Raw genomic sequence first — 26,610 nt, forward strand, 5'->3', positions numbered from 1 at the left:
AAAAGTTCATCCGCGGTAATGACAAGTTGACCAGTCGCCTGGACAGGGCTCGAACGACTGGCGGTCGGTGCCGGGGCAGATTCCTGGTATTGAAGCAGAAGAAACCTGTATGAAGCTTAATCCCGTGAAGGCTGCTCTGGCGGCCGGCAAACCTCAGGTCGGCACTTGGCTGTCGTTTGGCGACGTCTTTTCGGCACGGCTGATGGCTCGTGTGGGCTTTCCGTGGCTGACGGTTGATATGGAACATTCGCCGATTGACTGGCAGACGGCGTCGCTGATGTTTGCCACGATCGCGGATTCGGGATGTGTGCCGCTGGCGCGCGTGCCGCGTGGCGATCACGATCTGATTAAACGAGTGCTGGACGGTGGAGCCATGGGAATTGTAGTCCCGATGGTCAACACCGTCGAAGAAGCCAGGCTGGCGATCGCCGCCGCGAAGTATCCTCCCACCGGCAACCGTTCGATCGGTGGCAGTATTCCGGCTTTGAATTTTCAGGCTTCGGCCGGTGAGTACTACAAGCATGCCAACGATCAGATCCTGGTGGTCCTGCAAACGGAATCACCGGAAGGAGTCGACAACGCTGACGAGATCTACAGTCTGCCGGGCGTCGACGCGATCTTCGTCGGACCGAATGACCTGTTCTGGCAAATGAAACCGGAAGACGGCAGCGATCCTGCTCCCGAACAGTTCGAAGCCATGCTTCAGCGAATTCTTGCGGCCGGCAAAAAGGCGGGCACTCCGGTTGGTATCCATACTCAATCGATCGAAGAGGTCCAGCACCGAATCGCAGAAGGCTGGCAGTTTCTGGCATTGCAAAGCGAACTGAAGATGATGGTTACGAAGGCTCAGGAACATGTTCAGGCCCTCGGCCTATCGGACACCGGCGACCTGGCCCGATACTGACGGAGCTACGCTTCTGTCGGCCTGATGTTCAACTTCAACGTCCAGGTCGGCTTGTGTCAGGCTCCGCGATGTCGTTTCGAAATAGTCAGCGCAACAGCTCCCGTTGCAGCGTCCGCGGGTGAGAATTCATGGCCGGAAGCTGTGTCGCGGTCGAATCGAATGGCCCGGCATGGGGGCCGGTGAGTAAGATGCCGCCGTGCGATTTTCCGTTTCGATCGAGAGGCTCCATCCATGTGGACCCGCGTTGCCATGTCAATGCTGCTGCTGTATCAGCAGTCGCCGCAGCAGAAAGTTGATTGCCGCGATTCCATCGCTGCTCCCGATTCCGCCAGCGAATCACCGGATGCGATTGAGTGCCTGCAGGGATTCCTGTGGAAACCGGCGGCATTCACCGCGACGGTGACACCTCAAACGCCGGCTGAGGATGATTCCCCAGTAGCGGCGGGAATTGACTTCGACGCGGAGGTTTCGTTTCCATCGCCTCGACCCGGTCCGGGCGGTGACGTCGTTCTGGAATGGCGAAAGGCTCGCGAAGACAATGTGCTGTGCACTGACGATTGCCCCGCCGTAATTGTCGTCCATGAATCGGGACGCAGCATGGCCGCCGGCAGGACGATCGCTCGTGCGCTGTGCCGTACCGGAGTTCACACACTGCTGGTGCAGCTTCCGGGGTACGGCCGGCGTTCTGCCGGACGCAAAGACAGCGAACAGCATCTGGTGGAAGGTCTGCAGCAGGGCGTTGCCGATACGCGCCGGGCGGCGGACGTCGCGCGCCGGCTGGAAGGCGTCGACGGGAATCGGATCAGTGTCCTGGGAGTCAGCCTGGGCGGATTTGTCGCAACACTTGCGGGAAGTCTGGACGACGGCTTCGATCAGCACTTCATTCTGATGGCGGGAGCCGATCTGCCGATGATGTTTCGCGACGGCCAGCGTGAAGTCGCCCAGCTTCGCGAAAAGACGGAGGCTCTGCACAGCGGCGAAGAACTGCTGAAGTATCTGCGGCGGATTGAACCGTCACGCATCGCGCATCGATTGCCTGCGGATCGAACGGTGTTGTACACGGCGATGTTCGACGTCGTGGTCCCGCCCGCGTGTTCAGACAGGCTGGCGGAAACAATCGGCCTGGCTCCCGACCATATCATTCGGATGCCGTGCGGCCACCATTCGGCCGTCGCATTTCTGCTTCCGATGGTCGTGGATGTCAGTGCCCGGGTTACTTCTTCCGCAAAATGAAGACGACATCTTCGGTAATCGCCGACACCTGGCAGGGACGGTCGACGTCGTAGCTGAAGTCGTATGTTTCTGCGATCTCCAGTTGCGGAATCCTGCGCAGCAGCGATCGGAACTGCGCATGCCTGTAGGTGCGATATTCCATGTAGTCGATGATCCGCCGGTGAGCCGTCGGCGTGTAGATGTCCAGAGTCATGTCCAGCATTTCCATGCGACGTCTGCGGTCGATTCCGCGCGACCGCATGTAAGACGTGATCGCCAGGTTCCCGCGCCGCGCGGACCAGCTTTCTTCTTCCATCGGCTGCCCGACGGTCGGTTCCAGGTGAATGCCCAGAATGTACAGGCCTCCCTTTCTGAGTGCGTTCGCCATGCACTGCAGATGATCGGTTGCCTGTTTTTCCGTCGCCAGATGTCGAAAACTGTTGATGGTGTTGAAAGCAGCGTCGACACGTGATTTCAGCCGGAAGTTCGACATGTCGCCAACCGTCACACTGCGGTCGAAGCCGTGGCGCTGCAGGCGGTCGTTACAGAAATCCACGGCCTTGTGATTCAGATCGTTGCCGCTGACTTTGTAACCCGCCTGAACCAACTTGATCAGCAGCCGTCCGGTGCCGCACGCCGGTTCAAAAACGCGCCGGACCGGGCAGCCCGCGTGTTTGGCAAAACAGGCTCGGAAGAAGTCGAATTCCGCCTTCCAGTCGGAGCCAAACAACAGGTCGTAGTACTTCGGGAAATCGTAAATGCTGCCGTTGATGATTTCAGTCATATCGGAAGAAGCCGCTCCTGGGGCGAAGATGGGCGTCGGTGGTTTCCATTCCTCGTTCGGCTGCGGCCCGGAAGTCCTTATTTCGCCGCGTTTGCAGCAACATCCGGCAGATGTCAAAGCGACCGGCAGACGTGGATGTTCCCGGAACGGAATGACGCGGCAGGAGCCTCGACGTTCCGGCAACGCCTGGCCGGTAAGAACTCATCTGTCGCTCGCCGAAGTGGGCGTCAGCCAGGTTCCGGAACGCGGTGACGCAGTCCTTCCCGAGTTGTAGCTGATGCCGGAAAAACCTGAACCGGCAGCCGCACCGATCTGCCGAATCGGCGGATCTTCTTGACCGTTCGCCTGACGAGTCTTAATCTGTATTCTAACGGCTGGATGCAGGCAGGTTATGACGAGACACAACGACCTGCGCCAGTGAATTGCCGAATCGACGGCAGCGATCGACCTGGCAGAAACGAATTCTGCCGATATCAGAAAATACCCACCACCCCGGCCACCCACAGCCACTGTCCTCACCGCCGTCCGATGCGATGGCCTGCTTTCGCCATGCATGTCAGGCAGCACCCTTCCACTGATGAGGTTTCATGATGCTTACAATTCAGGGACGCAAATCGAAGTACTGCGACGGAGTCAGTCGTCGCGGTTTCCTGAAAATCGGCGGGCTTTCCATGGCCGCAACAGGGGGAGTCAACCTGGCTTCCATCATGTCGGCCCAGGCCGCGTCCGGGGTCCAACAGTCGGACAAAGCCATCATTAACATCTTTCTGGGAGGCGGTCCGCCTCACCAGGACATGTGGGAGATCAAGTCGGACGCTCCTGCCGAAATTCGCGGCGAATTCAGCGCGATCGAAACGAGCGTTCCCGGGATTCAGATCTGTGAATGTTTCCCGAAGCTGGCCGCGATGATGGACAAGCTGGTCGTCATTCGCTCGGTCGTCGGCAACTCGGGAGCACATGACGCCTACCAGTGTTTCTCCGGCTGGGACCGGCGCATGCTGTCGTCCGTCGGAGGCCGGCCCGCAATCGGTTCCGTGCTTGCAAAACTGCGCGGTCCCACGGATCCCGGAATTCCGCCGGCAGTTGCCCTGGCGGCAAAGACACAGCATGTGCCCTGGTCAGAACCCGGTTCACCGGGATTTCTGGGAGCCGCCTATTCCGCGTTTCGTCCCAACGGCGCTGGTATGGACGATTTGACGCTGAATGGCGTGACGCTGGAACGACTGCAGGATCGGCGCACTCTGCTGACCAGCCTGGATGGACTGAAACGCAGCGCCGACGCCACCGGCATGATGGACGGTATGGACGCGTTTGCTCAGGCGGCCTTTGGAGTCCTGACATCACGAGGTCTGGCGGACGCTCTGGATCTTTCGAAGGAACCCGCCGAAGTGCGCGAACGCTATGGCGACGGCAAGCCGTACAAGTACCAGTATGATGGAGCTCCGACGTGCAATGACCACATCCTGCTGGCTCGACGGCTGGTCGAAGCCGGCGTGCGCTGCGTCACGCTGTCGTATGGTCGATGGGACAGCCACGGAGCCAACTTCGACCTGGTTCGCGATCACGGCAGCAAGCTTGACCAGGCCGTCAGTGCTCTGGTCGAGGATCTCGAAGAACGCGGAATGCTGGACAACGTGACCATTCTTGTCTGGGGCGAATTCGGCCGCACACCGCGGATCAACCCCGGTGCCGGCCGCGACCACTGGCCGCAGGTCAGCTGTGCTCTGATGGCCGGCGGCGGCATGAAGACAGGACAGGCCATCGGCGCTACAAACCGACTGGGCGAATACGCCACGGAACGTCCCGTCGATGTTCAGGAAATCGTCGCCACCGCGTATCACAACCTTGGTATCAATACGATGAATACCACGCTGAGTGATCCAACCGGTCGACCTCAGTTCCTGGTGGATATTCGCGAGCCCATTCGTGAATTGGTGTAGCGCGAAGGCAATCGTCACCGGACGGAATTCTGACGAATCGGCTGCTGCCAGCGCCGGCGCGTCCATTCATCGTACGGAATCTGGCAGCGTTGACGTCCGGATGACGTTCCGGCGGCGGTTTGATGTTCGCCGCGTGCTGGTCGTCAACATTCTGCTGCTGTCGCGCCTCGCCACGCTTTCGGCCGCTCCGCCGACTCACCTGCAGGTCCGGCAGGCGCTCAGCGTTGCTCGGATGGCGGCCGATCATGGATTTCAGGACCTGTCCCTGAAGGCAGTACGAGACGCCTTGAATCACGGTCCGCCAGGCGACTCGATTCAGCCGGAATTTCGCATCGAGCTTCGTTCGGCAAGAATTGATACATCGGCCGTGACCAGGCTGACAACTGCGGATCCCGTTGTCGAAATCCATGATTCACTGATGGACCTTGCTCGACGCTGGCAGACTGACGGTTACGATCGCGCGGCTGTCTGCCAGACGCTGGCCGATGTCGTCATGCCGAAGCACTTCGCGTCCCGTGTCGTTTGCTACGTTCACCCGGCCTCGGTGGATCCATACCGGCCGAACCATCTGCCACAGATTTCCAGCATTGCTCGGATGCTCGTCGAGCGCGCGAACGCCGCGGGTCGACTGCCGGACGTGCGCGATCAACTGGGACAGCAAGCCCCGACGAATACGGCGCAGTCACACCTGCTGGCGGCAATGATCGCCATGGAACTGCGTGACGAAGACGATTTGGCGCGGCATCTCGAAGCGGCAGCTGCAAGTCTTCAGGACGGAGCCGACGCCGCGACGGCTCAATTGGCGGTCGCCGTCGCGTCCGACGCGTTCGATTCGGGCATGGCCGCGAGCGCCGCGGCGAACCTGCTGGACGATGCCGCCAGGCTCGTTCACCAGATCAACGCGGCAGCCGGCGTATCACGGAATTCGCCGTCGCGCGCCTGCCTGCTTACCGCGGCGCGAGCCCTGTTCGCCACGGAACAGCCTCAGGCCGCCGTCGACACACTGTCCGCGTATCTGACCGTGGAAGTTCCGTCCTGCTATTCCAACAGCAGCCATGACGGCTACCTGCGACAACGACGGAAGGTCGTCGCCGAGGAACTCTACAGCCGCGGACTGGTTGCGGACGCTCGACGCCTGCTGAAGGATTATGCCGCAGCATTCGAACGTCGATATCGCGACGGCAGGTTTTCGACGTCAGAATCACTGGCCGTCGCGACTCAGGATGCCGCCGCGCAGGGCGCCGCCGCGCAGGGCGCCGCGCAGTCAGCTCCGAGAGTGATTCCGGAATCCGATGTCGCCGGGACGGAAGCCGACTCTGCCGTTTGGCTGATGGTCGGCGACATGGAATCGGAACTGTCACGGCGACTGTTTGTCTTCCCGGATTTCACCGCGGTGACGCACCTGGCCGTTTCACCAGACGGCTTGGAACTGGCGATGGCGGCGAATCTTCACGGGCGGACGTCGCCGTCGCAGTCGCGGATCTTTGTGCTTCCGCTGAACGGCGGACCGCTGCGTGATCTGGGTCCCGGAACGCTTCCCTCGTGGTCTCCGCGAGGCCGCCGGCTGACAGTTTCCCGGTACACTCCCGAGCGAGGCGTGTGGGTCCTGCGCAGCGACGGAAGCGACGCGCAGTTGCTGGACGAACTGGGATGGGGCAGCCAGTGGTCTCCTGACGGCCGCATGATTGCCTGCGCCGGCGCAGGAGCACAGGCGTCGCCGATCATCGTCCATGACCTGGTCGAAGAGGACGTGTTTCCAGTACAGATCGCGATCAGGGACCGCGGCCAGTTGGTAACGTCCAGCCTGCGATGGCTGCCGGACAGCCGGCGCATTTCGTTCTGGCTGACAAACCGGAACGCCAATGCAGGAACGGCTTCGTTCGTCAGTCAGGCAGTGTTCAATGGCGACAGCGCGACCGTGCACCTGACTCAGGAAGCCACGGAACCGGTTGCAGAAACGGCGTGGGCACCTGACGCGTCGCAACTGGTTTTCGATCAGCCACAGCCAGCCGAAGGCCGCCAGCAATTGTTCGTGGCTTCCGGCACGCGGGACCACGAGCCACGGGCGCTCAAAGGTCAACCGCCCGGCCGACGAAACAGCAGTGCGGCGTGGTCACCCGATGGCAAATCGCTGTACTATGTCAGCCGGAAATAGACAGCGCGGCGGACTCCCTGGCATCCGCCTTCCGCCGAGACACGCTGCCGCAAGGACAGGCGAACGCCGACCAGTCGCTCCGGTTTCGTACTGGTCAGCGCAGCCGCACCTCGTCGTCGGCGTATTCATCCTGTTTCGCGGCGGAAACGACGTGGCACCGATTGGCATCTTCGCGTGAGATTTTGGACGACGATATGGCTCGATGTGACCAGGGATATCTGTGCGAAGTCTGCGGCGAGGAAGTTGAATCGATCCGCGACAGCGATCTGTATCTCCGGTTTGTGACGGGCGAAGTTGATTCGCGACAGTTGCTGGCGGCTCCGGAACGACACCTCCGATGCAATCCGGTGTCCGCGCAGTTCATTGAAGACGGCGAGTTTGATCCGGTCGCGGTCGATGGCGCGTTCAGCAAAACGCAGCTCGACCGTGACTTCGTTCGGGAACGCACCGAACTATTGACGCGTGGCTGGCGCCGACTTCAGGAACTTGCCGAGATCGCTCAGACCGTCCCGCTCGCGGAATACCCGCTGCCGGAATTTCGATGTCCGGTCGGGGAATGACGCGATCCGTTGCGGGCAGGACACAGAGGCTGACGCACGGCGACTTCACGTCGAGCAGCGACCGGCGCATGAAAAAAACCGGGCGTTCAGGTGGAACGCCCGGTTTGTATTCAGGAGCCGAGTACCAGTCGCATCGACTTAGTACATCTCTTCGTCGTCCATCGCCGGTGCCTTCTTGTCTTCCTTCGGCTTTTCAGCGATCAGGGCGTCGCTCGTCAGCAGAAGTGTGGAAACACTGGCCGCGTTTTGCAGCGCAGTTCGAGTGACCTTGGTCGGGTCAATGACACCAGCCTTGACCATATCTTCGTACTTTTCGGTCGCGGCGTTGTAGCCCGTGTTGCCGGACGCCTCCGCGACCTTCTCGCAGATCACGCTTCCGTCGACACCTGCGTTGTCGGCGATCTGAGTCAGCGGCGCGCGGCAGGCGCGAACGATGATGTCGTAGCCGACTTTCTCGTCGTGACTCAGCTTCGCCGGCTTGACTGCCGTTGAAGCTCGCAGCAGTGCGACTCCGCCACCGGGCAGAATCCCTTCTTCGACGGCGGCACGAGTGGCGTGCAGAGCGTCTTCCACGCGAGCCTTCTTTTCCTTCATCTCGCTTTCGGTTGCCGCTCCGACGTTGACTTGAGCCACGCCGCCAGCCAGCTTCGCGATTCGCTCTTCCAGCTTTTCGCGGTCATAGTCGCTGGTGCTGTTCGCCATTTCCCGGCGAATCTGCTCAATGCGAGCCTGAATGTCCGCTTTCTTTCCGCCGCCTTCGATGATCGTGGTGTTGTCCTTGTCGACAACGATCTTCTTGGCGTGCCCCAGATCGGTCAGTTCCACGCTGTCCAGCTTAACGCCCAGATCTTCAAAGATGGCCTGACCGCCAACCATGATCGCAATGTCCTGCAACATTGCCTTGCGGCGGTCGCCATATCCCGGAGCCTTAACCGCAGCGATTTTGAAGGTACCGCGAAGCTTGTTGATGACCAGAGTCGCCAGAGCTTCACCTTCAACATCTTCCGCGATGATCAGCAGCGGCTTCCCACTGTTGACCACTTTTTCCAGCACCGGAACCAGATCTTTGATGCTGGAAATCTTCTTTTCGTGAATCAGGACATAGGCGTCTTCCAGCACGCATTCCATGCTTTCGGGATCCGTCACGAAGTACGGTGACAGATAACCGCGGTCAAACTGAAGTCCTTCGACGACTTCAAAGTCCGTGTGCAGGCTCTTGCCTTCTTCGACGGTGATGACTCCGTCCTTGCCGACCTGTTCCATTGCGTTGGCAAGAATCTCGCCGATCTCGCTGTCGCCGTTTGCGGCGACGGTGCCGACCTGCGCGATCGCCTTCTTTGTGCGGCAATCCGTGGCCATGCTGTGCAGCTTCTCGACGATTTCCTCTACCGCCTTATCCATGCCGCGCTTCATTTCCAGCGGGCTGCAGCCGGCGACGACCGCCTTCAGACCTTCCTTATAGATCGCTTCGGCCATCACGGTCGCGGTCGTGGTTCCGTCCCCGGCGACGTCTGAAGTCTTGCTGGCCACTTCGCGGACCATGCGTGCGCCCATGTCTTCAAACTTGTCGGGAAGTTCGATTTCGCGGGCCACGGTAACGCCGTCCTTGGTCACTGTCGGTGAACCAAAGCTCTTTTCAATGATCACGTTGCGGCCGCGCGGCCCGAGCGTCACTTTGACGGCTCTTGCCAGCTTGCTGATGCCGCGACGCATCGCTTCCTGAGCATCCTGATCGAAGGCAATCATCTTTGCCATGTGTCAATTTCTCCAGATTCCGATGTAGTTGTGGGGAAGGTTTCAAAAGTCGTTTGTGACGATCACAGCTTCCGGCTCCGATGTGCAGGACAGGGACCAGACACGGTCTTCAGGCAGCACTCACGGGAGAAGGCTTGTGACCCGATCTCTCTGCGCGACGGTCTAGATCGTCGCCATGATGTCGCTTTCGCGAAGCAGCAGATATTCTTCGTCCCCGAGGCTGATTTCGTCGCCGGCGTAGGAACTGAAGATCACTTTGTCGCCTTCCTTGACGGTCAGGGGAACTCGTTCGCCCTTGTCATTGACGTGGCCGTCTCCGATGGCCACAACTTCGCCGCGCTGCGGCTTGCCCTGAGCGGAGTCCGGCAACACGATGCCGCCCGCCGTTTTTGCTTCAGCTTCAGCTCGCTTCAGCACCACACGATCGCCCAGAGGCACGATGCGGATGCCCCCCGAAGAAGCCTTCTTCGCCATGTTCGTCTCCTGAAAACCAATACTTGCGCCAGTCGCGCGACAAACGGATGGAGTCGTCAAAATGAGCCGCCGGAGGTCGCTTTCGCGAGCACAGATTTCGAGCGGCAGCCTGCCAGTGCAGAACCCGACTGTGATTCCGGTGCCCTCTGCGAATGGCGTGCCGCGAAGAATCGCACGACGTAAGTGCCTATTCACCAGTCGGTTGTGACCTGGCTTCCGGGCCGAACCGCGCGGCAGTTGGCAGCCTTCGACAACACCGTCTGCCGTTTTGACAACCGGTGCCGATGCCGCGGCCGAGTTCAATAGCGAACGGTGATGCCGAAGTCCGCAATGTGCACCGACTCGCGGTTCGTCACGTTCGACCCCGGAAAAGCTCCGAGGGGAGTGACGATTGGCCCCGTGATCTCGCTGGGAAGGTAGTACGAATAGGCCGCGCTAAGCCAGACGTTGCCGACCAGCCGCCAGGATGCTCCCGCGTGCAACTGGTGCTGATAATACAGCGGCGCGGCGACGCTGAAGAAGCTGACCGCATCCGGAATCGGGTTTTGATTGAACGTGTACCCCAGCCTGACGAGCAGGTTCCGGCTGGCTTCATACTGAACGCCGGTCGCGACGGAAAAGACGCTCTTCCAGCCCAGTCCGGCCACCGATCCGTCCGCGTTGAAGCCGCTGAGGCGAAAACCATCGGTGTTGCCGTAATCGAAATAGCGAACGTCGGTGGCAACGACGAATCTGTCCGTCCCCGACCAGGCTGCTCCCAGCGACACGATCATCGGCAGGTCCATGTCGATCCTGCCGACCGTTGGAAGACCGATTTCGTCTTCCGAGTGATATCGAAAGGTCTCCATCCATTGCGGACTCTTGACGGAAGCTCCAAGGTGCAGACCGCTTTCATCGGCGTAGTAGGCTCCCGCCTGAAGTCCTCCGCCCCAGTGAGTTCGCGAGCCGCGTCCGGCCGGATATCGCGGAGCACCGCTGCCGTCGGCATCGTCCGGAGCCGCGAACACCAGCGGGTCGGCAATCAGTTCTCCCAGCGTCAGCGTGGGCCCGATTCCGACGGACACGTTGTCAGTGACCTGATGTGAAACGGTCGGGATGATTTCCAGAAATCCTGCTTGTGAGTAAACCCGTCCCAGCCCGCCTGGGATACCGGGACTGTTCGACTGCGGCAGGAAGACGGGATTCGTGGTGCTCGCCGGAAAGTTCGTTCGAAATCCCGCTGCGCAGAATACTCCCAGTCCGAACGATGTCGCTGATTCGTCGTCGTGGTGAACCCAGCCGACGTTCGGCAACGGCGTCACGCCCGGCTCCGCGGATGTCACGCCCGAACCAAATCCGGGGATCAGCGATTCCGTTTCCAGCACGGGCAGCACGCCCGCGACGCCGACGCTGAGTTCTGATTCACCAAGTCCGGAAATCGATGCCGGATTCCAGAACAGCGACCCCATCGAATCCAGCGGCGCTGCCGTACCGGCTCCTCCCATGGAACGGTTGACCGGGCCGACAGCCGAAACATGAATACCCTGCGCGCAAACTCGGGAAGGACCAGGCAGCGCAGAAACGGCCAGCGCCATAACAATTGTTGCCGAGATCCTGGAATTCATCTCAAAGGCCTGCCTGACGCCGCGTGCTGAGAATGAGGTGGCGCACCGCAGCGCGGTGTGATCAACAGGCGTCATCGACATAACCCGCAGAACCGGCCATCCCGAATTGCCGGGCGTCTGGAAGTTCCTCATTGAGATTTCGCGAAGTCAGACAGCAAGTCTCGCTGGGCTGCCCATTTTCAGTCGTGGAAACCCGACTGAAGCATGCCGGGACGATACCGGCTGTTGGCCATCGCCGGGCTGCGTCAGCCACGCCGGCAATCAGGTTCGCCTGGCAACACAGAAGCTGTAGGTGCTGAACACGGCGTCCTGGACGTCGAGATATTCGTCGCAGCGAATGGACGTGCAGTCTCGAAAACCGATGGATGCCAGCCACACACGGGGATCGTCGACACCGAAAACGAATCGTTCACCCAGCGAATCCATTCCTTCCAGAAAGTCTGTGATGTTTCTGTTGTTCGTCCTGCCCGAGACAACCGCCGTGCTGACCACGTCGGTCCACAAACAGCTTGCCGGGTGGCGCATCAGATCCAGCAGGGACAGAAGGATTCTCTGGTTCTCCGCTTCCGTGAAGTACATCGAACAGCCTTCATAGAGGAAGACGGTGGCGGCGTTTCGGTCGAACTCCGGATGCCCGCCAATCACCTGTTCCAGGTCGTCGAATCGAAAATCCGCTTCCAGTAGCGTGCGCCGATCGCTGAGATCACTGGGAAGCATCGCCGCCGCGCGTTTGCGTTCGGCGATCATTTCCGGAAGGTCGATTTCAAAGAACGTGACGTTCGGCTGTTCGGCGGCATGTCGCAGGCACCGCATGTCCAGGCCGACTCCCAGAGTGACGACCTGCTTCAGGTCAGCAACTCCGCGGATGGTCCCATCGATATGCTGCGTTCTGGCAAGCACCATGTCCTTTAGCTGCGGCAGAACACTTTGAAGTCGAGCGGCCAGCAGAGCACCGTGCGGTCCGGCCATGGTGGAAGCTTCCGGACACGTCACCGTGATTTTCTGATGATCCGACGTCAGAGCCCGCAGGCCGGCAATCATCCGGGCGGACGCCTTGAGTTTGTGGCAAAACAGCGTCGATCGCGACGGGTTGGACTGCGACGGCAGCAGTTGAGACGTCGGCTGAGCGAAGTACTTCATTTCCGCAACGGCCGCCAGGTCGCCGTTGGAATAGAAGTTGACCTCCAGCGTTGCCAGAACCCGCCGACCGCTGAAGTAGCGTGACCTGATGTCGGCCGCCTGGTCGGGATTAATCTCACAGACGCATGTCAGATGGCCCGAACTGGGGTTCTTGTACTTGACGTTCATTCCGGCAAGCCACAGCGACGCGGACTGGTCGTCGCGGCACCGGTGAATTCCCGCCAGCGGAACGCCTCGCAGCAGCGTGGCCAGAGCCAGTCCGCCCGTGTAGTCAGCGGAAAGCGAAATCAGCGCTGCCTGGTGCGTGCCGTGCTGATTCGTCGTTGCTTTGTTCAGAGGCAGAACCGCTTCGCAGTAACCGTCTTCAACCACCGTGACCCGCCAGTCGGATTCTTCCAGGACAGGAATGGATGCTCGCAGGAGTCGCGTCATCAGCTCTGGATTGATGCGGTCCTGGTAGTCCTGTTCCCATGAAACAAGCGGCTGTTGAAGTGTCTGCGTCGTCATTGATGCGAGTCCTCTGATGTTGTGTTGGAAGTGCCAGACCCCGGCCAGAGTAAATCTGCGGCAGTCGTTCTCAAAGAACCAACTCAGGAGGGATTCCCGCCGCTGCTTTCGTGATCGATCGCGGACGGTGGTTGTGCGGGCAGACCACCATGCCGGCCATGTGCAGCGGCATCGATCAGGAAGATTCTGCGCGTGAAGCTGGGCAACTGGCCGAGTCCTTCGGCGTCGCAACGGCAGGCGAGTCGGATTTCCCTACCAGACACGGAGAAGCGAGCGGGCGGGAGTTCTTACCCGCGTTGCCAACGTCGGTCCTGATCGGAGATAGCGAAGATCGCATACGACACGATCCCTCGTTCGGGCAATTCAGACAGCCGCCCGCCGCGTTGTTTGTCCGCTGGCTATGCTCACACGAAACCGCAGGGCAATTCTGCGGGGTATCGCCGTGGCGATTGAGGGATCGGAAGGGCCACAGAATTCCGGGATTTGAAATCGGAACATCTGGTCCGGCTGGCAATCCCGGTAACAATGGCAGGAAAGGCGGAAATGCGACAACTGGCTGCCATTCAGGCGGCAGAAACGCATCCTCCAGCATAAGCCGGTGGATTCTGCCGAAACCCACGTTGCCGAACGGCAATTTTCGCGGGAAAAAGGCAACATCGGCCGAAATACTGACCTAGAGTCAAATCACGACGGAGATCCTCCGCACGTGGATTTTGCGTTATTTGGCACGGCTTGCCCTGGCGTGTTCGCGACGTGTAGCGAACGGCCTTGTGGGGACGGGGCGGCGATCGTTCAAGAGGAAAGATTGACCGGGGATAGAAACATGCTTGTACTCAGCCGAAAAAAAGATGAGAAGATTGTGATCGGTGACTCCATCACGCTGATGGTCATCGAAATCCGGGGCGACAAGGTTCGCCTGGGCATCGACGCGCCGCGGGACGTTACGGTCCACCGCGAAGAGATCTACGAAGCGATCAAGCGCGAAGCCAAAGAACAGACGCAGCCCGAATAGTGACAGGCAAGCCGCGATTGACCTGACGCAACCAGCGTCAGGTCAGTGGCGTTCGCGCGTTGCCAGGCTGTTGCCGACCCCGTCCCGACCCAATCCCCGGCAGCCAGCAGCAGGCAGGACAGCGAACGCCGTCTTCGTCGCGTCATTCCACAGGTGGCGGCGTCGTTACGGCTTTTTCGACTTCGGTCAGCAACTGTTCCATCCGGAAGGGCTTGTACAGCACGGCTTTCAGTCCCTGCTGGCGAGCCTTCACGATGGAATGAGATGCGTCCCAGCCGAATCCCGTCATCAGAATCACGGGCATGTGCTCATTGATGCTGCGCACCTTGCAGAAGCACTCATACCCCGACATGTCCGGCAGTCGGATGTCGGCCAGCACGACGTCATAATGATGGCTTCGGGCCATCTGGCAGGCCTGTAGACCGCTGCGAATTCCCTCCACTTCACAGCCGTAGGGAAACAGCAGGTTGTAGGCGGATTCGCGAACGCTGTCATCGGCGTCGGCCACCAGAATGCGTTTTCCCTTCAGAGCGGGACGTTCCTCGTGAAGTGACAACACGACCGGGCCGTAGTCGGTGTCCGGGTTGTAGTCCTCCGACACCTTGTCGATGTTTCCGCGGATCAGTCTGGTGTTGTCCAGGATTCGGTGCAGCTTGTCGCAGACGTCGGGATCGTGGCCGATGTACTTTTCCAGGATCGATGTGGCGTCGTACAGGATGTCGTCCGTGGGCCTTGCGACTTCTCGCCGCAGCCGTTGTGAGTTTGCGGTCGCGGTCGTGAATTTTTCCGCCATCAGCAACTGCAGTTGATTCAGTGCGACCGCCACAACGTCGCCGAATTCCTGCAGAAACTCCAGGTCCTTCTGATCGAACGACTGCGTTCCCGGGCTTTCGACGTTGAATGTGCCAAGAACTTCATCGTGCATGATGAGCGGCACGGTCAGTGAACTGCGAGCTCCCGCCGCACCTGTCAGATACAGCGAATCCGAACGGGTATCCTGGCACAGATAACTCTGACCGCTGGCCGCGACATAGCCGGTGACTCCGTTGCCGGTCTCCTTTGCGAACAGCAGCCTGCAGACGGCTTCTTCCTGCATTCCCACATCCAGCAGCGGCTTCAACTGCCCGGTGGCGGGATTCAGCAGGCGAATCTCAATGGTTTCAAAGCCAAGGATTTCCTTCGTGTATCGCAGGATGTTCTGTTTCAGCAGATCAATCCGCTGGTCGTGTGACATCTCCCGGACGTCGTCCGGCGACAGGTTACCCAGTTCGATGCCCGCCTTGTGAATCGCTTCGACTTTTTGACGACCGGTGACTTCTTCGGTGACGTCTCGCAGGACGATCGACGTGAAGGGCTGAGTCTGACCGTGCCCCACCGGAAGCTGCGACCGCGACGCCCGGAATTCCACGAACCGGCGGTCGTTCAGTTTCAGAATGCTGGACATGACCTGATTCGGGCCAGGCTCGTTTTCCAGCGGCGAAAAATTGGGACTGATCAGTTCCGGGCTGCCGAGCGCTTCCAGAAACGAAAGTCCGGTCAGCGAATCTTCCCGCCCGGACATCGAGCGGAAGACGGCGTTGTGCCAGACGACCTTCTTTTCAGCGTCGACCAGAACCAATGCATCCGGAACGCTGTCCATGAAGCCCTGAGCACAGACCTGCAGGTCCTTGGCTCGCGAAGCAAACTGGCCCGCGAACAGGACGGCGTCCGCGAAGGAAGTATCCGGCGATCCGGGCCCGGCGCCGTCCGCGTGAACGACTTCAATCCCGTCGCCAATCACACGACAGAATTCGGCCGTGATTTCGTCCGTATCACCGGACACCAACAGACGCGGTCTTTCGGCAACCACTGTTCTACCCCTGAACGAAGGCGTGCTGCGGCACGCATGCAACACTCGCATCGCGAGCATCCGATTAGACATCAACCCCGAATCCGCGAAAACCCCAACGCCTCCGGATTCCCATAGTTCTCACAAACAGACTGCCGCCGACTTGACGACTTTCGGCACGATCCGCGAGGACGCCTGCGGAACGCGGGGACTGCCTGATCGGGAAATGCAACTTCGATGCCAGCCGAATTCTAGGCGGTGAACAGGTGACGACGACTCGATTCGTTGCGAAGTTGAACGGCGCGCGATCATATGTGCTACACCGAACGGCCGGCGGCGCTGCCGCACAATCAATGCGGTTTCGGTGTTCGCCGGTTTCGAGCTACGCCTTCAGTCCGCAGGCCGACTTTGCCCGGTCGAGCACTTCCGCAGCTTTGGCTCGCGCGCGAGCGGTGCCCTGGCGCAGGATGTCTTCCACGTCGTCGGGGCGAGCTTCCAGGTCCGCTCGCCGGTCGAACGCCGTGCTGAAGTATTCCATCGCCGCGTCAAACAGTGTCGACTTCGCTTCACCGTAACCCATTCCGCCGGCACGGTAACGGTCAGCCAGAGTTTGTTGTTGTTCAGGGGAAGCAAACAGCCGGAAAAGATCGAACACCGCGCAGGTGTCCGGGTTCTTCGGGTCTTCCAGAGCAGTGCTGTCGGTACGAATGCTGTTGATCAGCTTCCGCAGCTTTTTGGGGGACTCGAAAATCGGAATCGTGTTGTTGTAGCTTTTGGACATCTTTTCGCCGTCGGTCCCCGGTACCTTCGCCGACGAATCCAGCACGTGCGGTTTCGGCAGAACCAGCGTTTCACCGAACATCGAATTGAACCGCTGAGCAATGTCGCGAGTCACTTCCAGGTGCTGAATCTGGTCGGCTCCGACAGGAACAAGATCGCTGTCATAGATCAGAATATCGGCCGCCATCAGCACCGGATAAGTGAACAAACCCGCGTCGGCCGCGATCCCGCGTTCCTTCTTGTCCTTATACGAAACACATTTCTCCAGCAGGTGCATCTGAGTGATCGTGAGCAACAGCCACGTCAGCTCCGGCACCTCCGGAATGTCAGACTGACGAAACAGCGTCGCTTTTTCCGGATCCAGCCCCAGAGCCAGCAGGTCCAGAGCGGCGTCACGGACGTTTTGACGCAACACCTGCGGATCCCGCACGGTCGTCAGCGCGTGCAGGTCGGCGATGAAATAAAACGCCTGTTCGTTGCCCTGCAGTTCGATGTACTGCCGAATGGCTCCGAAGTAGTTGCCCCAGTGAAACCGGCCGGTGGGCTGAATGCCGGAAAGGACTTTCATGGGAGAGTTGAGAGTTGAGAGTTGAGAGTTGAGAGTTGAAAGTTGAAAGTTGAAAGTTGAGAGTTGTGAGTTGTGAGTTGTGAGTTGTGAGTTGTGAGTTGTGAGTTGTGAGTTGAAAGTACCGCTCGGCACACGCCGTCTACTATTCCCTATTCCCTATTCACTATTCCCCAATCTCCAGCGTGCCGACCAGATCACTGACGCGTGCGATGCCGTGTTCGTCGAGCACGCGGCCAAGTTCCGCGACAAGTTGATTGGCGATTCCGGGATTGTAGAAGTTGGCGGTTCCCACCTGAATCGCCGTGGCTCCGGCCACCAGAAATTCCATCACGTCATCCAGACACTGAATTCCGCCGACGCCAATGATGGGAATATCGACGGCCCGCGCGACCTGGCAGACGATTCTGAGTGCCAGAGGTTTAATGGCGGGGCCGCTGAGTCCGCCGAAGACGTTGCCGAGCACCGGTTTTCTTCGCCGCCAGTCGATCGCCATGCCCTGAAACGTGTTGATCAGCGACACGGCGTCCGCGCCGGCGGCGGCGACGCTTTCGGCAATCGGGACGACGCTGGTCACGTTGGGAGTCAACTTGGCGATCACCGGCAGCGGACCGGCGCTGCGTACGGCGGCGACGACTTCCGCGGCCAGGTCCGGATTGGTGCCGAAGTCGACTCCGCCGGACACGTTGGGGCAGGAGATGTTAAGTTCAACAGCCGCGATTCCGCCGGCCTGATTCAGCGTGACCGCCATGCGATGAAATTCCTCGCTGGTCTTCGCGGCGATGTTGACGATCAGAGCCGTGCCCAGACTTGTCAGGTACGGCAGCTTCACTTCAACAAACTGGTCGAATCCGTCGTTGTCGAGTCCGATGGAATTCAGCATTCCGCTGGCCGTCTCGATCGTTCGCGGCGGAGCGTTGCCAGGGCGCGGCAGCGGAGTGACCGTCTTTGGGATCACGCCGCCCAACTTTGTGAAGTCGACAAACGGCGACATTTCCTTCGCGTAGCCAAACGTCCCGGAAGCCACCAGAATCGGGTTGGCCAGCGACAGGCGGTTCAATTGGACGGCAAGCTGCGGCATCGAATGGTCAGGCGTCGTAGGTCCGTTCGTGCCGGCATCCCCCGGAATTTGCCAGCGCGGATTTTTCGTTGGCCAAAGCCTTCAGGTACATCCGGCTTCCGGCCGCAGTTGGATAGATCGTGTCGACGCACGCCTGGCACAGGCTGTCGCGAGGAAGCCCGACGCACTCCGCAACGGCTTCCACGGGAAGATAGCGCAGCGTGTCGGCGCCGATGGCTTCGGCCATGCGCTGCTCCTCTTCGGCGGTAATGGCGGAACCCGCCATGAACTCCGGAGCGAACAGTTCTGAAACCGTGGACATGTCAATTCCGTAAAAACACGGTGCGATAATGGGAGGGCAGGCGATGCGGACATGGATTTCCTTCGCCTTGCCGCGCTCCCGCAGCAGTCGCAGCAGTTGCCCCAGAGTCGTGGCGCGGACGATGGAATCGTCGACCAGCAGGACTCGCTTGCCGTCCATGATTTCGGGCAGAGGAGTGTACTTCATCCGAACCTTGCCGGCTCTTTCTGATCCTTCGATGAACGTCCGGCCGATGTACCGGTTGCGAATCAGTCCTTCCAGTGACGGCACTCCCAGGCGAAACGCCATACTGTCAGCGGCGGCTTTGGCGGTGTCCGGAACCGGCACGACGATTGTGTCTTCGTCGATCGGAACGGTTTCGCGTCTGGCCAGTTGTTCGCCCAGCCGTTTTCGCGACAGATAGACGCCGGCGTCGTCGAAACTGCTGCCGGCGTTGGCAAAGTAAATCCACTCAAAGAAGCAGTGCGCACGGCGGGGACTGTCGGCGAATTTTTCCAGCCGCACTCCGTGCTGTTCGTCGACCAGTACCGCATGACCCGGCGGCACGGTTCGAACGCAGTCCTGGTTGAAACCCAGATGAGTCAGCGCGACGCTTTCGCTGGCAGCGGCGAACAGCGGTCCTTCCTGAGCGTAGCACAGCGGCCGCATTCCCAGCGGATCGCGCGACGCGAACATTTCCCCGCGGGCATTCAGGTAAACCAGATTCCAGGAACCATCAAGCTGCTCCGACAGCGAACTCAGCAGCGAAATCAGATCGATGCCGGGCGATTCGGAAAACTTCTGGCAGATCAGGTGGTTGATGACTTCCGTGTCGGTTTCCCGAGTCAAATGGAAGTCGGAGTTTCTGAGGATCTCTTCCTTCAGGTCCGGGTAGTTGGCCAGTTGACCGTTGAAGGCGAAACTGAACCATTTGGATCGCGCGATGTGGTGGCGTTCGAACGGCTGAGCATAGCTGCGGTCGTCGCGGCCGCAGGTGGCATAGCGAACATGACCGATGGCCGCCGACCCGCTGTATTCGTTCATCAGGCTCAGGTACTTGACCGGATGATTCATGCGGAAGACTTCGGCGACACCCCCGAGTTCCTTGTAGGTGTCGATCAACTGCTTGCGGCCGGCGTTGAAGGTCGTAAACCCCGCCGCCAACTGGCCGCGATTCTGCATGTCCAGCAGCATGCCGGGGATCAGCCGCGACGTCTGGTTACGATCGCAGTTTTCCGGAATGAGCGGACTGGCGGTTTCTGCCGGAAGGTGAAATACGGCCGCCAGGCCGCATTCATGGTTCAGTTCGTCCATGCCTCGGAATTCTGCAGCACTTGCCCTGTTAAGAGACTGTGAAGCGGCGGATCGTAGCGGGACGCTCTGTGCAAACCAACCGAATCGCCACCGGGGTCGTGAGTCCGGAATCAGGGCGCCGTGAACCCGGAACCGCAAACTTCGCAGTTCCGGCGAGCAGAAATTCGGGAGTCGCAGGAAGAGCAGAAACTGTCCGCCGGACGACGGACGTGGCAGCTCGGGCCGTCTTGCGATTCGCCGCTTTTCCCAACCGGCACAAACGACAAAACCCGTACGACTGGGGCGATTGGAGCAAAGTTCACAGGCCGCACATTCCGATATCGACGAATGCAGGCTGCGTTTTCCTTACGGTTCGCGTTGGTCGGCGGCATCTATGAACTGTCTGCATCCCGGATTTGAAGCGTTTTTCGCAGGTTGAATGGCCTGCCGACAGACACTTCGGTTCGGAAAGTCAGGTGCTGCGGATCTTCCGGCATACTTTGCAAAGGTCCGGTTCGCATGTTTCGTACGAACCTGCTCCGCTACGTTCTCACACTGATGATTGCCGCGGGTGCGTGCTCAGCAGCCAATGCGCAGCACTTCGGAGGTGCTCCGGCATTTCTGTCGCCGGGTTCCGGTGGTCAGATTACCGGGTTTCGTCCGCCGCAGTCTCAGTACCAGGCTCCCACGGTCGACTACTACGTCGGCAAGGCTCAGCCGCTGTGGGACGACCAGCAGCCGGTCGAAAAATTCCTCACCGAAGTCGCTCACCGAAGCTGGCTGCGGCTGGAATACATGCACTGGGATCTGGATGACGCCGGCAGCGGAAACTTTGGTGCGCCCGTCAACGGCGACACCACTCCGACGTTCGCCGTCAATGACATCGAATCTCCCACAACTCTGCGCGGCCAGGCGCTGATCCCCCAGCGCGATCTGCTGGGGCTGAATGACGTTTCCGGTGTTCGGGGTACTCTGGGAGTCGCACTGAACGGCGGTTCGCTGGAATTGAGCGTTTTCGGAACGGAACAGGGCAGCAGTCAACTGAGCTACAACAACCTGCAGGCTCGCCGCGATATCGAAAACAATCCCCGGGACCCCGCCGTTCTGCGTCTGGGCACCGTCGCCCTGCCGAACGTCGTGACTCCGCTTCTGGCCGATGGCGTCGTTTCCAACGCGACCGCCGTGGACGGCCTGGTCTACGACCAAAGCTTCGCCGCGACGCTGCGGGGACAGATGTGGGGCGGCGAAATGCTGCTGCTGATGGATTCCTACATCCCCGATGACAGTATCCAGTGGCAGTGGCTCGGCGGTTTTCGCTATCTGAACTACGACGAATCGGCAGCCATTACCGGTGTCTTCAACGACGGCGGAGCTCAGATTCCGGCACGAGTGACTCAGATTGGCGGCAATACCATCAACAACATCTACGGCCCGGAAATCGGTGCCCGCCTGTCGCTCACGTCCCGGTTCCTGACACTGAGCGCGACGCCGAGAATCGCGTTCGCTCTGAACGACAACACGTCGGAGGTCTACAGCACCGGTCTGAATGCGGCCGACCTGACAGTCAGCCGGGTAACCGCGAATACGATTGACTTCACACCTGTTGTGCAGGTCGCTCTGCTCGGCGGCACATCTGACCCCGCGACGGAGTCGGGCGTTGTGGCTTCCATCGATACGGAAGCGATCGGCATGGCGATCATCGCGATGAACGGAGGCCGGCAGAAGCTCGGTGACACGATTGACCACTCGACGGGGATCGAGATGCTGGTCAGAATCGATGACGTCGTGGAACGCGGCCAGCCGTTGGCACGAGTGTTTTCACCCGAAGCGAGTCGCCACCTGAACGCGGTTCGAGCGGCGTTTAAATTGTCAGACTCGGCTGTGGCACCGGCACTGATCGCCGGCCGAGTCTAAACGTGTTTCTTGCGTTCTTGCGTTCGTTCCGCCTCGAAAGCACCGGTCATTCCCGCGCAGAGTCCTGCCCTCGCGAAGGTGGGCGCGCAAAGCCTGTACAGATGCCTGCCCCGCCACCTCAGAGCAGTGATAGCCCCGTCATTCCTGCGCAGGCGGGAACCCAGCGTCCGCGCATCCAACCGGCTCGCAACCAGCGTTCCTCACCCCACCAGCGAGCTGCGCGACGTTCGTCCGCAGTCGCCACGCCGATTGTGATGTGGCCCGGCTCGCTGGCCACAGATTTCACAGATTCACACAGATTGCTGCTGTCATTCCCGCGCGGGCACCGCGTTCCGTCATTCCCGCGCAGGCGGGAACCCAGCATCCGCGCAACCAACCGGCTCGCAACCCGCGAGCTGCGTGAAGTCAGTCCGCAGTCGCCGCTCCGATGCGAACGGGATGAAGCCGCGGCTCCGATTTGCCACAATGCGCAAACGTCAATCCTGCGGATTGATGGTATGATCCTGCGGGAACCACGACAGGCGCGACCGGTTCCGGGGCGTCACGCCGGAATGCCGTGAGTCAGCCTGAACAGGCCGCTACGCGTTTCGTCTCCCGCAGCCATCCTGCCCACAGACCGAAGGAGTGGAGTTATGGTCAGAGTTACTGATTTCGGATCCGTCAGATACGTGCCGGGCCGAACCGGCAGCCGCGACCTGCAATCCGCCGGTTCGGCGCGACGCGCCGGTGGTCAGGTGCCGCGTCTGACTGCCGGACTGTTGCCGGTCATTCTGTTGACGACTTTCCTGGTGCCCTGCGAAACGTTCGCCCAGGTTCCACAGTCCGGCGACCAGGCTTCCGCTGCCGGTGCTGACGACGAACCCGATCCGCTGCCGCTGGACATCAAGGTGCTGATGGAAGCGTCGCCTCAGTATTCGCTGATGGCTCAAGGCTGGACCCGAGTCTTTCAGGATGTGGGGTACTCCGTCGTCTTCGATGCGTCGCGCAACAACGAACGGCCGGGGATTGAAGATGTCACCTTCAACAAACGACGCAGCGTGAAGGTTGTTGGCCAACTGGATCGTTCCGGCACGCTTCAGTTCGGCGACCGAAAATTCAAGCAGACAGAACCGGAGCAACTGCGGACGTACCTTGCCAGACTGGCTCGCTACGGAGCGAAAGGTCCGCCGCAGGAAAGCCCGACGTGGGGTCTGACGGATGAGCAGTTCAAAATTGTCGTCACAATGCTCAGCGGCCCGGTCACTGATCCCGTCACGACCAGCTCGCCTGCGGAAGCGATTGAATCACTGAAACTGTCGGATTCCTTTCGCATCAGGTACACGCCTTCGGCGCGGCGGCTGGCATTCGGTGATGGCGCGGAAACCGATGCGACGCCTCTTGAGCCTCAGGGGCTTTCTCAGGGCACCACGACCGCGATCGTGCTGGCGCAATTCGGACTGGGCTTTCGTCCCATGCGGAATCCCGACGGAGCATACGTCCTGGAAATCGACGCGGGTGATGAGTCGTCCAATCTGTGGCCCGTCGGCTGGAGAAATACGGAACCGCTGAATCGCAGAATTCCCAACATCTATCGGTCTCTGGAAGTTGGAAACCTGGAAGACGCGGACCTGACCGGGTTGATTCAACTGCTCTCCAATCGCCTTGAAATTCCATGGTTTTCGTCGCCTCACGATCTGCGAGCGAAAGGCATTCGGTTGAGTGAATTGACGTATTCACGCAAGCCTGACAAGCTGCCGCCATCCAGCCTGTTAAGGAAGATTGGGGATAAGTATGAGATGGGGCTGGAAGTCCGCGTGGACGAAACCGGTCGGCCATTTCTTTGGGTGACCACCGCCGAACAAAACGACACGTTCCGCGCGCGATTCAGCCACGTGAAACCCAGGTAAGCCGATTCGATTCAGAACGCCGGAGCCGCTCTGGCGACCGCGCGGCCAGTGGCTGTGGCGAGTCTTCCAGCTGGAATTCTTTCCCGATTCATCGACGGCGAACCGCAAGCTGACAGGAGCTGAAAATGACCACAACTCGACTGCGATATCGCCTGCTGACCGCACTGGCGGTTGCAGCGATCGGAAGCATGGCCTGCCGTGCCAGCACGTTCGCTGACGAATCACCTCAGGTGCCGACCGACGACGCGGCGGCCATCCAGGAACTGTTTCCGCTGCTGGTTGAAGAAGCCACGCTCACACAGCAGCTCGGCGCTGACCACCCGAAGCTTGTCAACCTCCGGAAGAAGATTGAAAGCTTGCGCGAGCACTACGGCGCAGGGGCTTCGGTGAAGGCGACCGTGAATGTTCTGGTCACGACGGACGACGAATCCGCGAAAACGCCGCCAGTGAAGCATGACGGTCACTCCGGAACATCAGCGACTGCAATCGGCGCAAGCTGGACGGAACAGATGGAAGGCCAGATCGCTCGCATGCAGGGCCAGTTGGATCGCGACGATGTCAGCGAAGACGTGAAAAGCACGCTGCGAATCACCATCGGACAACTGCAGCGCGTTACTGACATGGTGAAGAATCCACCCCGACGCGGCTGCCCGAACGCAGGCAGGCGGCGCGTCCCACAGCCGCGCGCGGCCGTGCATGCACACGCGGCGCCCGCGACGTCGGCCGTGCCGCAGGTGAAGCACATCGACCTGCCGGTCGACAAGCCGAAGGTCGTGATCCGGATTGACGAAAACCGGGAGGTTCGGGTTACCGAGCAGCGCGACGGCCACGATCACGAATCGCAGGACAGGCCGCGTCACCCGAAACATGACGAGGCAGACCACGCTCCGCTCGTTCAGCACGAGCGCGTCGAAATTGAAACTCAGCGCGAACAAATGGAACTGGAACGTCAGCGAGCGGCTCTGCAGATTGAACGAGCCGAGCTGGAACTGCAGCAACAACTCGAAGCCGCGAAACGAGAACAGCAGGAATTTCGACATCACCGCGAGGAATGGGAACGCGACCGCGCCAACCGCGAACGCGAGGAACACGAGATGCGTGCGCGCGAGATGCACGAACGCCAGATGCGCGAACGTGAAATGCACGAACGCGAAATGCGAGAGCGGCGCGAACGCGAAGAAGGACGGCCGCACGCTGACGAACACCAGCGTCACATCCGGGCACTGCACGAAGCCGCTGAGATCCTGCAGCAGCACGGGCTGCAGGACATGGCTCACGAAATCCATCGGCGTGCCGAAGAAATGGAACAGCATGGTCCCGGACACGAACCGGCTCCCGGACACGGCCGTGAAACTGTCCTGCCGCCCGGACACGAACATGCCGCGCAGATGCTTCAGGAGATCCATCACGCTCTGGAACGGCTGCACGGAGAAATCCGGGAACTGCACGAACGGCTGGGACAAATTGAACGCCGCCGTCCGCCGCAGGGTCCCGAATTCGACCGACGACCCGGACCGGATCGTCCGAACCCGGATCGTCCGAACATGGACGAACTGCGCGAACGCATCGAACGCGAACTGCGCGAACGCGACCGGGCTCGCACGGCGCCGGAGCAGGAGATCGAACGGGAAGGCGATCGCGAACCGGATCGACGACCGGCTCCCGAACGTCGTCCCAACCGCAATCGCCGACCCGCTCGCGACCGTGAGCAGCCACGCGACGAATGACCGCCATCAGGAGATGCACCGTGTTCCGAAAGCCATTCTTTATCGCTGCCGTGATGTCCGTCACCGGAATGGTGTCAGGGCCGATGTCGAACGCCGCTGATGACGTCGCTCCGGAAGACCGTGAACCGCCGGGAATCGTGTTGCGGGAATTTCTTTACGGCGACGCTCCGTTTCCGGAATGTCATGCATCGACGATCGTGGAAACTCCCGCCGGACTCGTCGCCGCATTCTTCGGCGGCACGGAAGAGAAGCACCCGGACGTTGGCATCTGGGTCACTCGCCACGTTCAGGGCGCGTGGACGCCTCCGGTCGAGGTTGCCAATGGAGTTCAATACACGCTGACCAGCGGCGAACTCTATCGGCATCCGACCTGGAACCCGGTGCTGTTTCAATATCCCGATGGCGGCCCGCTGATGCTGTTTTACAAATGCGGCCCCAGCCCCGATACATGGTGGGGAATGCTGACAAGCTCGCCGGACAGCGGAAAAACCTGGTCAACACCGAGGCGCCTTCCCGAACACATCGACGGCCCGGTTCGGAACAAACCCATTCTGCTGGACGACGGCACACTGTTGTGCGGCAGCAGCACCGAGTTCGACGGCTGGCGACTGCACTTCGAACTGACCGGCGACCGCGGACAAACCTGGCATCGGACACCGGCGATCCACGACGGCCGGACCATTGGCGCCATTCAGCCGACCCTGCTGGTTCACTCCGACGGACACATTCAGGCATTGAACCGCAACCAGAACGGCAACGGAAAAATCGTGTCCACCGTTTCCCGCGACGGCGGAAAAACGTGGTCACAACTAACGGAAACAGAACTGCCGAATCCGAACTCCGGTATCGACGCCGTGACACTCAGCGACGGCCGATTCTTGCTGGTCTACAATCACACGGTGCGTTCCGGCGATTCGCCGCGCGGACGGGAAATGCTGAATGTCGCGGTCAGCGACGACGGACTTCACTGGAAAGCCGCGGCCGTCCTGGAGAACACGCCGAAGTCGGAGTTCTCCTATCCGGCGGTCATTCAAACGTCCGACGGCCTGGTTCACACGACGTACACATATCAGCGCCGCCGGGTTCGGCACGTTGTGATTGATCCTTCAAAGCTGCAGCTAACGAACTTCGCCGACGGAAAATGGCCGACGGAGCGCTGACAGTACCGGTCGCCAAACAATGTCGCCTCCGCGGCGCTCACGCACCGCC

General features: G+C 60.3%; 20 protein-coding genes. 10 read left to right on the top strand and 10 right to left on the bottom strand.

Annotated elements, in window-relative coordinates:
• Nucleotides 1–109 precede the first annotated feature (109 nt).
• Nucleotides 110–904, top strand: coding sequence for an aldolase/citrate lyase family protein (locus R3C19_25065; protein MEZ6063633.1), 795 nt, complete (start codon nt 110–112; stop codon nt 902–904).
• 231 nt (nt 905–1,135) lie between these two features.
• Nucleotides 1,136–2,137, top strand: a complete 1,002-nt coding sequence (locus R3C19_25070) for an alpha/beta fold hydrolase (GenBank protein MEZ6063634.1) — start codon at nt 1,136–1,138, stop codon at nt 2,135–2,137.
• On the opposite strand, the gene R3C19_25075 is transcribed toward R3C19_25070, so the two are convergent.
• A complete protein-coding gene (locus tag R3C19_25075) occupies nt 2,118–2,900 on the bottom strand; it encodes a class I SAM-dependent methyltransferase (GenBank protein MEZ6063635.1) in 783 nt (260 codons plus the stop codon). The genes R3C19_25070 and R3C19_25075 overlap by 20 nt on opposite strands.
• A 587-nt stretch (nt 2,901–3,487) precedes the next feature.
• Here R3C19_25075 and R3C19_25080 point away from each other — a divergent pair.
• The 3 genes from R3C19_25080 (at nt 3,488) to R3C19_25090 (ending at nt 7,555) form a co-directional block, all read left to right on the top strand.
• Nucleotides 3,488–4,840: a DUF1501 domain-containing protein gene (locus tag R3C19_25080; protein ID MEZ6063636.1), complete on the top strand. Its 1,353-nt coding sequence runs from the start codon at nt 3,488–3,490 to the stop codon at nt 4,838–4,840.
• Nucleotides 4,827–6,995 (top strand): hypothetical protein, encoded by a 2,169-nt coding sequence (locus R3C19_25085; protein ID MEZ6063637.1) that lies wholly within the window; start codon nt 4,827–4,829, stop codon nt 6,993–6,995. Before R3C19_25080 ends, R3C19_25085 begins: the two co-directional genes overlap by 14 nt.
• 194 nt (nt 6,996–7,189) lie before the next feature.
• The gene (locus R3C19_25090; protein MEZ6063638.1) at nt 7,190–7,555 is read left to right on the top strand and encodes a hypothetical protein; all 366 of its coding nucleotides are present in this window, start codon (nt 7,190–7,192) and stop codon (nt 7,553–7,555) included.
• Nucleotides 7,556–7,693: 138 nt separating this feature from the next.
• Here the strand turns inward: R3C19_25090 and groL are convergent, their stop codons facing one another.
• The 4 genes from groL to R3C19_25110 form a co-directional block, all read right to left on the bottom strand.
• Entirely contained in the window at nt 7,694–9,310 is a 1,617-nt protein-coding gene (groL, locus tag R3C19_25095) for a chaperonin GroEL (GenBank protein MEZ6063639.1), read from the bottom strand.
• A 162-nt stretch (nt 9,311–9,472) separates the two neighbouring features.
• Nucleotides 9,473–9,784, bottom strand: a complete 312-nt coding sequence (gene groES, locus R3C19_25100) for a co-chaperone GroES (protein MEZ6063640.1) — start codon at nt 9,782–9,784, stop codon at nt 9,473–9,475.
• Between the two features lie 299 nt (nt 9,785–10,083).
• Complete coding sequence (locus tag R3C19_25105; GenBank protein ID MEZ6063641.1) at nt 10,084–11,388, bottom strand: outer membrane protein transport protein; 1,305 nt, start codon at nt 11,386–11,388, stop codon at nt 10,084–10,086.
• A gap of 261 nt (nt 11,389–11,649) precedes the next feature.
• Entirely contained in the window at nt 11,650–13,035 is a 1,386-nt protein-coding gene (locus R3C19_25110; GenBank protein ID MEZ6063642.1) for an SAM-dependent methyltransferase, read from the bottom strand.
• Between the two features lie 823 nt (nt 13,036–13,858).
• On the opposite strand from R3C19_25110, the gene csrA reads away from it, so the two are divergent.
• On the top strand, nt 13,859–14,047 hold the full coding sequence (gene csrA, locus R3C19_25115) for a carbon storage regulator CsrA (protein ID MEZ6063643.1): 189 nt from the start codon (nt 13,859–13,861) through the stop codon (nt 14,045–14,047).
• 142 nt (nt 14,048–14,189) lie between these two features.
• Here csrA and R3C19_25120 read toward each other — a convergent pair whose 3' ends face one another.
• The 4 genes from R3C19_25120 to R3C19_25135 form a co-directional block, all read right to left on the bottom strand.
• Nucleotides 14,190–15,896 (bottom strand): response regulator, encoded by a 1,707-nt coding sequence (locus R3C19_25120; GenBank protein ID MEZ6063644.1) that lies wholly within the window; start codon nt 15,894–15,896, stop codon nt 14,190–14,192.
• Nucleotides 15,897–16,257: 361 nt separating this feature from the next.
• A complete protein-coding gene (gene trpS, locus R3C19_25125) occupies nt 16,258–17,223 on the bottom strand; it encodes a tryptophan--tRNA ligase (GenBank protein MEZ6063645.1) in 966 nt (321 codons plus the stop codon).
• A gap of 163 nt (nt 17,224–17,386) precedes the next feature.
• Complete coding sequence (locus R3C19_25130) at nt 17,387–18,301, bottom strand: dihydroorotate dehydrogenase (protein ID MEZ6063646.1); 915 nt, start codon at nt 18,299–18,301, stop codon at nt 17,387–17,389.
• 7 nt (nt 18,302–18,308) lie between these two features.
• Nucleotides 18,309–19,895, bottom strand: a complete 1,587-nt coding sequence (locus R3C19_25135) for an amidophosphoribosyltransferase (GenBank protein ID MEZ6063647.1) — start codon at nt 19,893–19,895, stop codon at nt 18,309–18,311.
• 498 nt (nt 19,896–20,393) lie between these two features.
• Between R3C19_25135 and R3C19_25140 the strand changes: the two genes are divergently transcribed.
• On the top strand, nt 20,394–21,788 hold the full coding sequence (locus R3C19_25140; protein ID MEZ6063648.1) for a BBP7 family outer membrane beta-barrel protein: 1,395 nt from the start codon (nt 20,394–20,396) through the stop codon (nt 21,786–21,788).
• A 632-nt stretch (nt 21,789–22,420) separates the two neighbouring features.
• Complete coding sequence (locus tag R3C19_25145) at nt 22,421–23,674, top strand: hypothetical protein (protein MEZ6063649.1); 1,254 nt, start codon at nt 22,421–22,423, stop codon at nt 23,672–23,674.
• A gap of 473 nt (nt 23,675–24,147) precedes the next feature.
• On the opposite strand, the gene R3C19_25150 is transcribed toward R3C19_25145, so the two are convergent.
• Nucleotides 24,148–25,080, bottom strand: a complete 933-nt coding sequence (locus tag R3C19_25150) for a hypothetical protein (GenBank protein ID MEZ6063650.1) — start codon at nt 25,078–25,080, stop codon at nt 24,148–24,150.
• On the opposite strand from R3C19_25150, the gene R3C19_25155 reads away from it, so the two are divergent.
• Complete coding sequence (locus R3C19_25155) at nt 25,063–25,401, top strand: hypothetical protein (GenBank protein ID MEZ6063651.1); 339 nt, start codon at nt 25,063–25,065, stop codon at nt 25,399–25,401. The genes R3C19_25150 and R3C19_25155 overlap by 18 nt on opposite strands.
• A gap of 20 nt (nt 25,402–25,421) precedes the next feature.
• The gene (locus R3C19_25160) at nt 25,422–26,561 is read left to right on the top strand and encodes a sialidase family protein (GenBank protein MEZ6063652.1); all 1,140 of its coding nucleotides are present in this window, start codon (nt 25,422–25,424) and stop codon (nt 26,559–26,561) included.
• Nucleotides 26,562–26,610: the final 49 nt, after the last annotated feature.

The organism is Planctomycetaceae bacterium (assembly GCA_041398785.1).
In the GTDB taxonomy this organism is placed as follows: Bacteria; Planctomycetota; Planctomycetia; order Planctomycetales; family Planctomycetaceae; genus JAWKUA01.

What these genes read in the sequence shown, in the direction of transcription:
- R3C19_25065 (MEZ6063633.1), top strand. Translation starts at nt 110, where the DNA reads ATGAAGCTTAATCCCGTGAAGGCTGCTCTGGCGGCCGGCAAACCTCAG.
- R3C19_25070 (MEZ6063634.1), top strand. Translation starts at nt 1,136, where the DNA reads ATGTGGACCCGCGTTGCCATGTCAATGCTGCTGCTGTATCAGCAGTCG.
- R3C19_25075 (MEZ6063635.1), bottom strand. Translation starts at nt 2,900, where the DNA reads ATGACTGAAATCATCAACGGCAGCATTTACGATTTCCCGAAGTACTAC.
- R3C19_25080 (MEZ6063636.1), top strand. Translation starts at nt 3,488, where the DNA reads ATGATGCTTACAATTCAGGGACGCAAATCGAAGTACTGCGACGGAGTC.
- R3C19_25090 (MEZ6063638.1), top strand. Translation starts at nt 7,190, where the DNA reads ATGGCTCGATGTGACCAGGGATATCTGTGCGAAGTCTGCGGCGAGGAA.
- groL (MEZ6063639.1), bottom strand. Translation starts at nt 9,310, where the DNA reads ATGGCAAAGATGATTGCCTTCGATCAGGATGCTCAGGAAGCGATGCGT.
- groES (MEZ6063640.1), bottom strand. Translation starts at nt 9,784, where the DNA reads ATGGCGAAGAAGGCTTCTTCGGGGGGCATCCGCATCGTGCCTCTGGGC.
- R3C19_25105 (MEZ6063641.1), bottom strand. Translation starts at nt 11,388, where the DNA reads ATGAATTCCAGGATCTCGGCAACAATTGTTATGGCGCTGGCCGTTTCT.
- R3C19_25110 (MEZ6063642.1), bottom strand. Translation starts at nt 13,035, where the DNA reads ATGACGACGCAGACACTTCAACAGCCGCTTGTTTCATGGGAACAGGAC.
- csrA (MEZ6063643.1), top strand. Translation starts at nt 13,859, where the DNA reads ATGCTTGTACTCAGCCGAAAAAAAGATGAGAAGATTGTGATCGGTGAC.
- trpS (MEZ6063645.1), bottom strand. Translation starts at nt 17,223, where the DNA reads ATGAAAGTCCTTTCCGGCATTCAGCCCACCGGCCGGTTTCACTGGGGC.
- R3C19_25130 (MEZ6063646.1), bottom strand. Translation starts at nt 18,301, where the DNA reads ATGCCGCAGCTTGCCGTCCAATTGAACCGCCTGTCGCTGGCCAACCCG.
- R3C19_25135 (MEZ6063647.1), bottom strand. Translation starts at nt 19,895, where the DNA reads ATGGACGAACTGAACCATGAATGCGGCCTGGCGGCCGTATTTCACCTT.
- R3C19_25140 (MEZ6063648.1), top strand. Translation starts at nt 20,394, where the DNA reads ATGTTTCGTACGAACCTGCTCCGCTACGTTCTCACACTGATGATTGCC.
- R3C19_25145 (MEZ6063649.1), top strand. Translation starts at nt 22,421, where the DNA reads ATGGTCAGAGTTACTGATTTCGGATCCGTCAGATACGTGCCGGGCCGA.
- R3C19_25155 (MEZ6063651.1), top strand. Translation starts at nt 25,063, where the DNA reads ATGCTTCAGGAGATCCATCACGCTCTGGAACGGCTGCACGGAGAAATC.
- R3C19_25150 (MEZ6063650.1), bottom strand. Translation starts at nt 25,080, where the DNA reads ATGGATCTCCTGAAGCATCTGCGCGGCATGTTCGTGTCCGGGCGGCAG.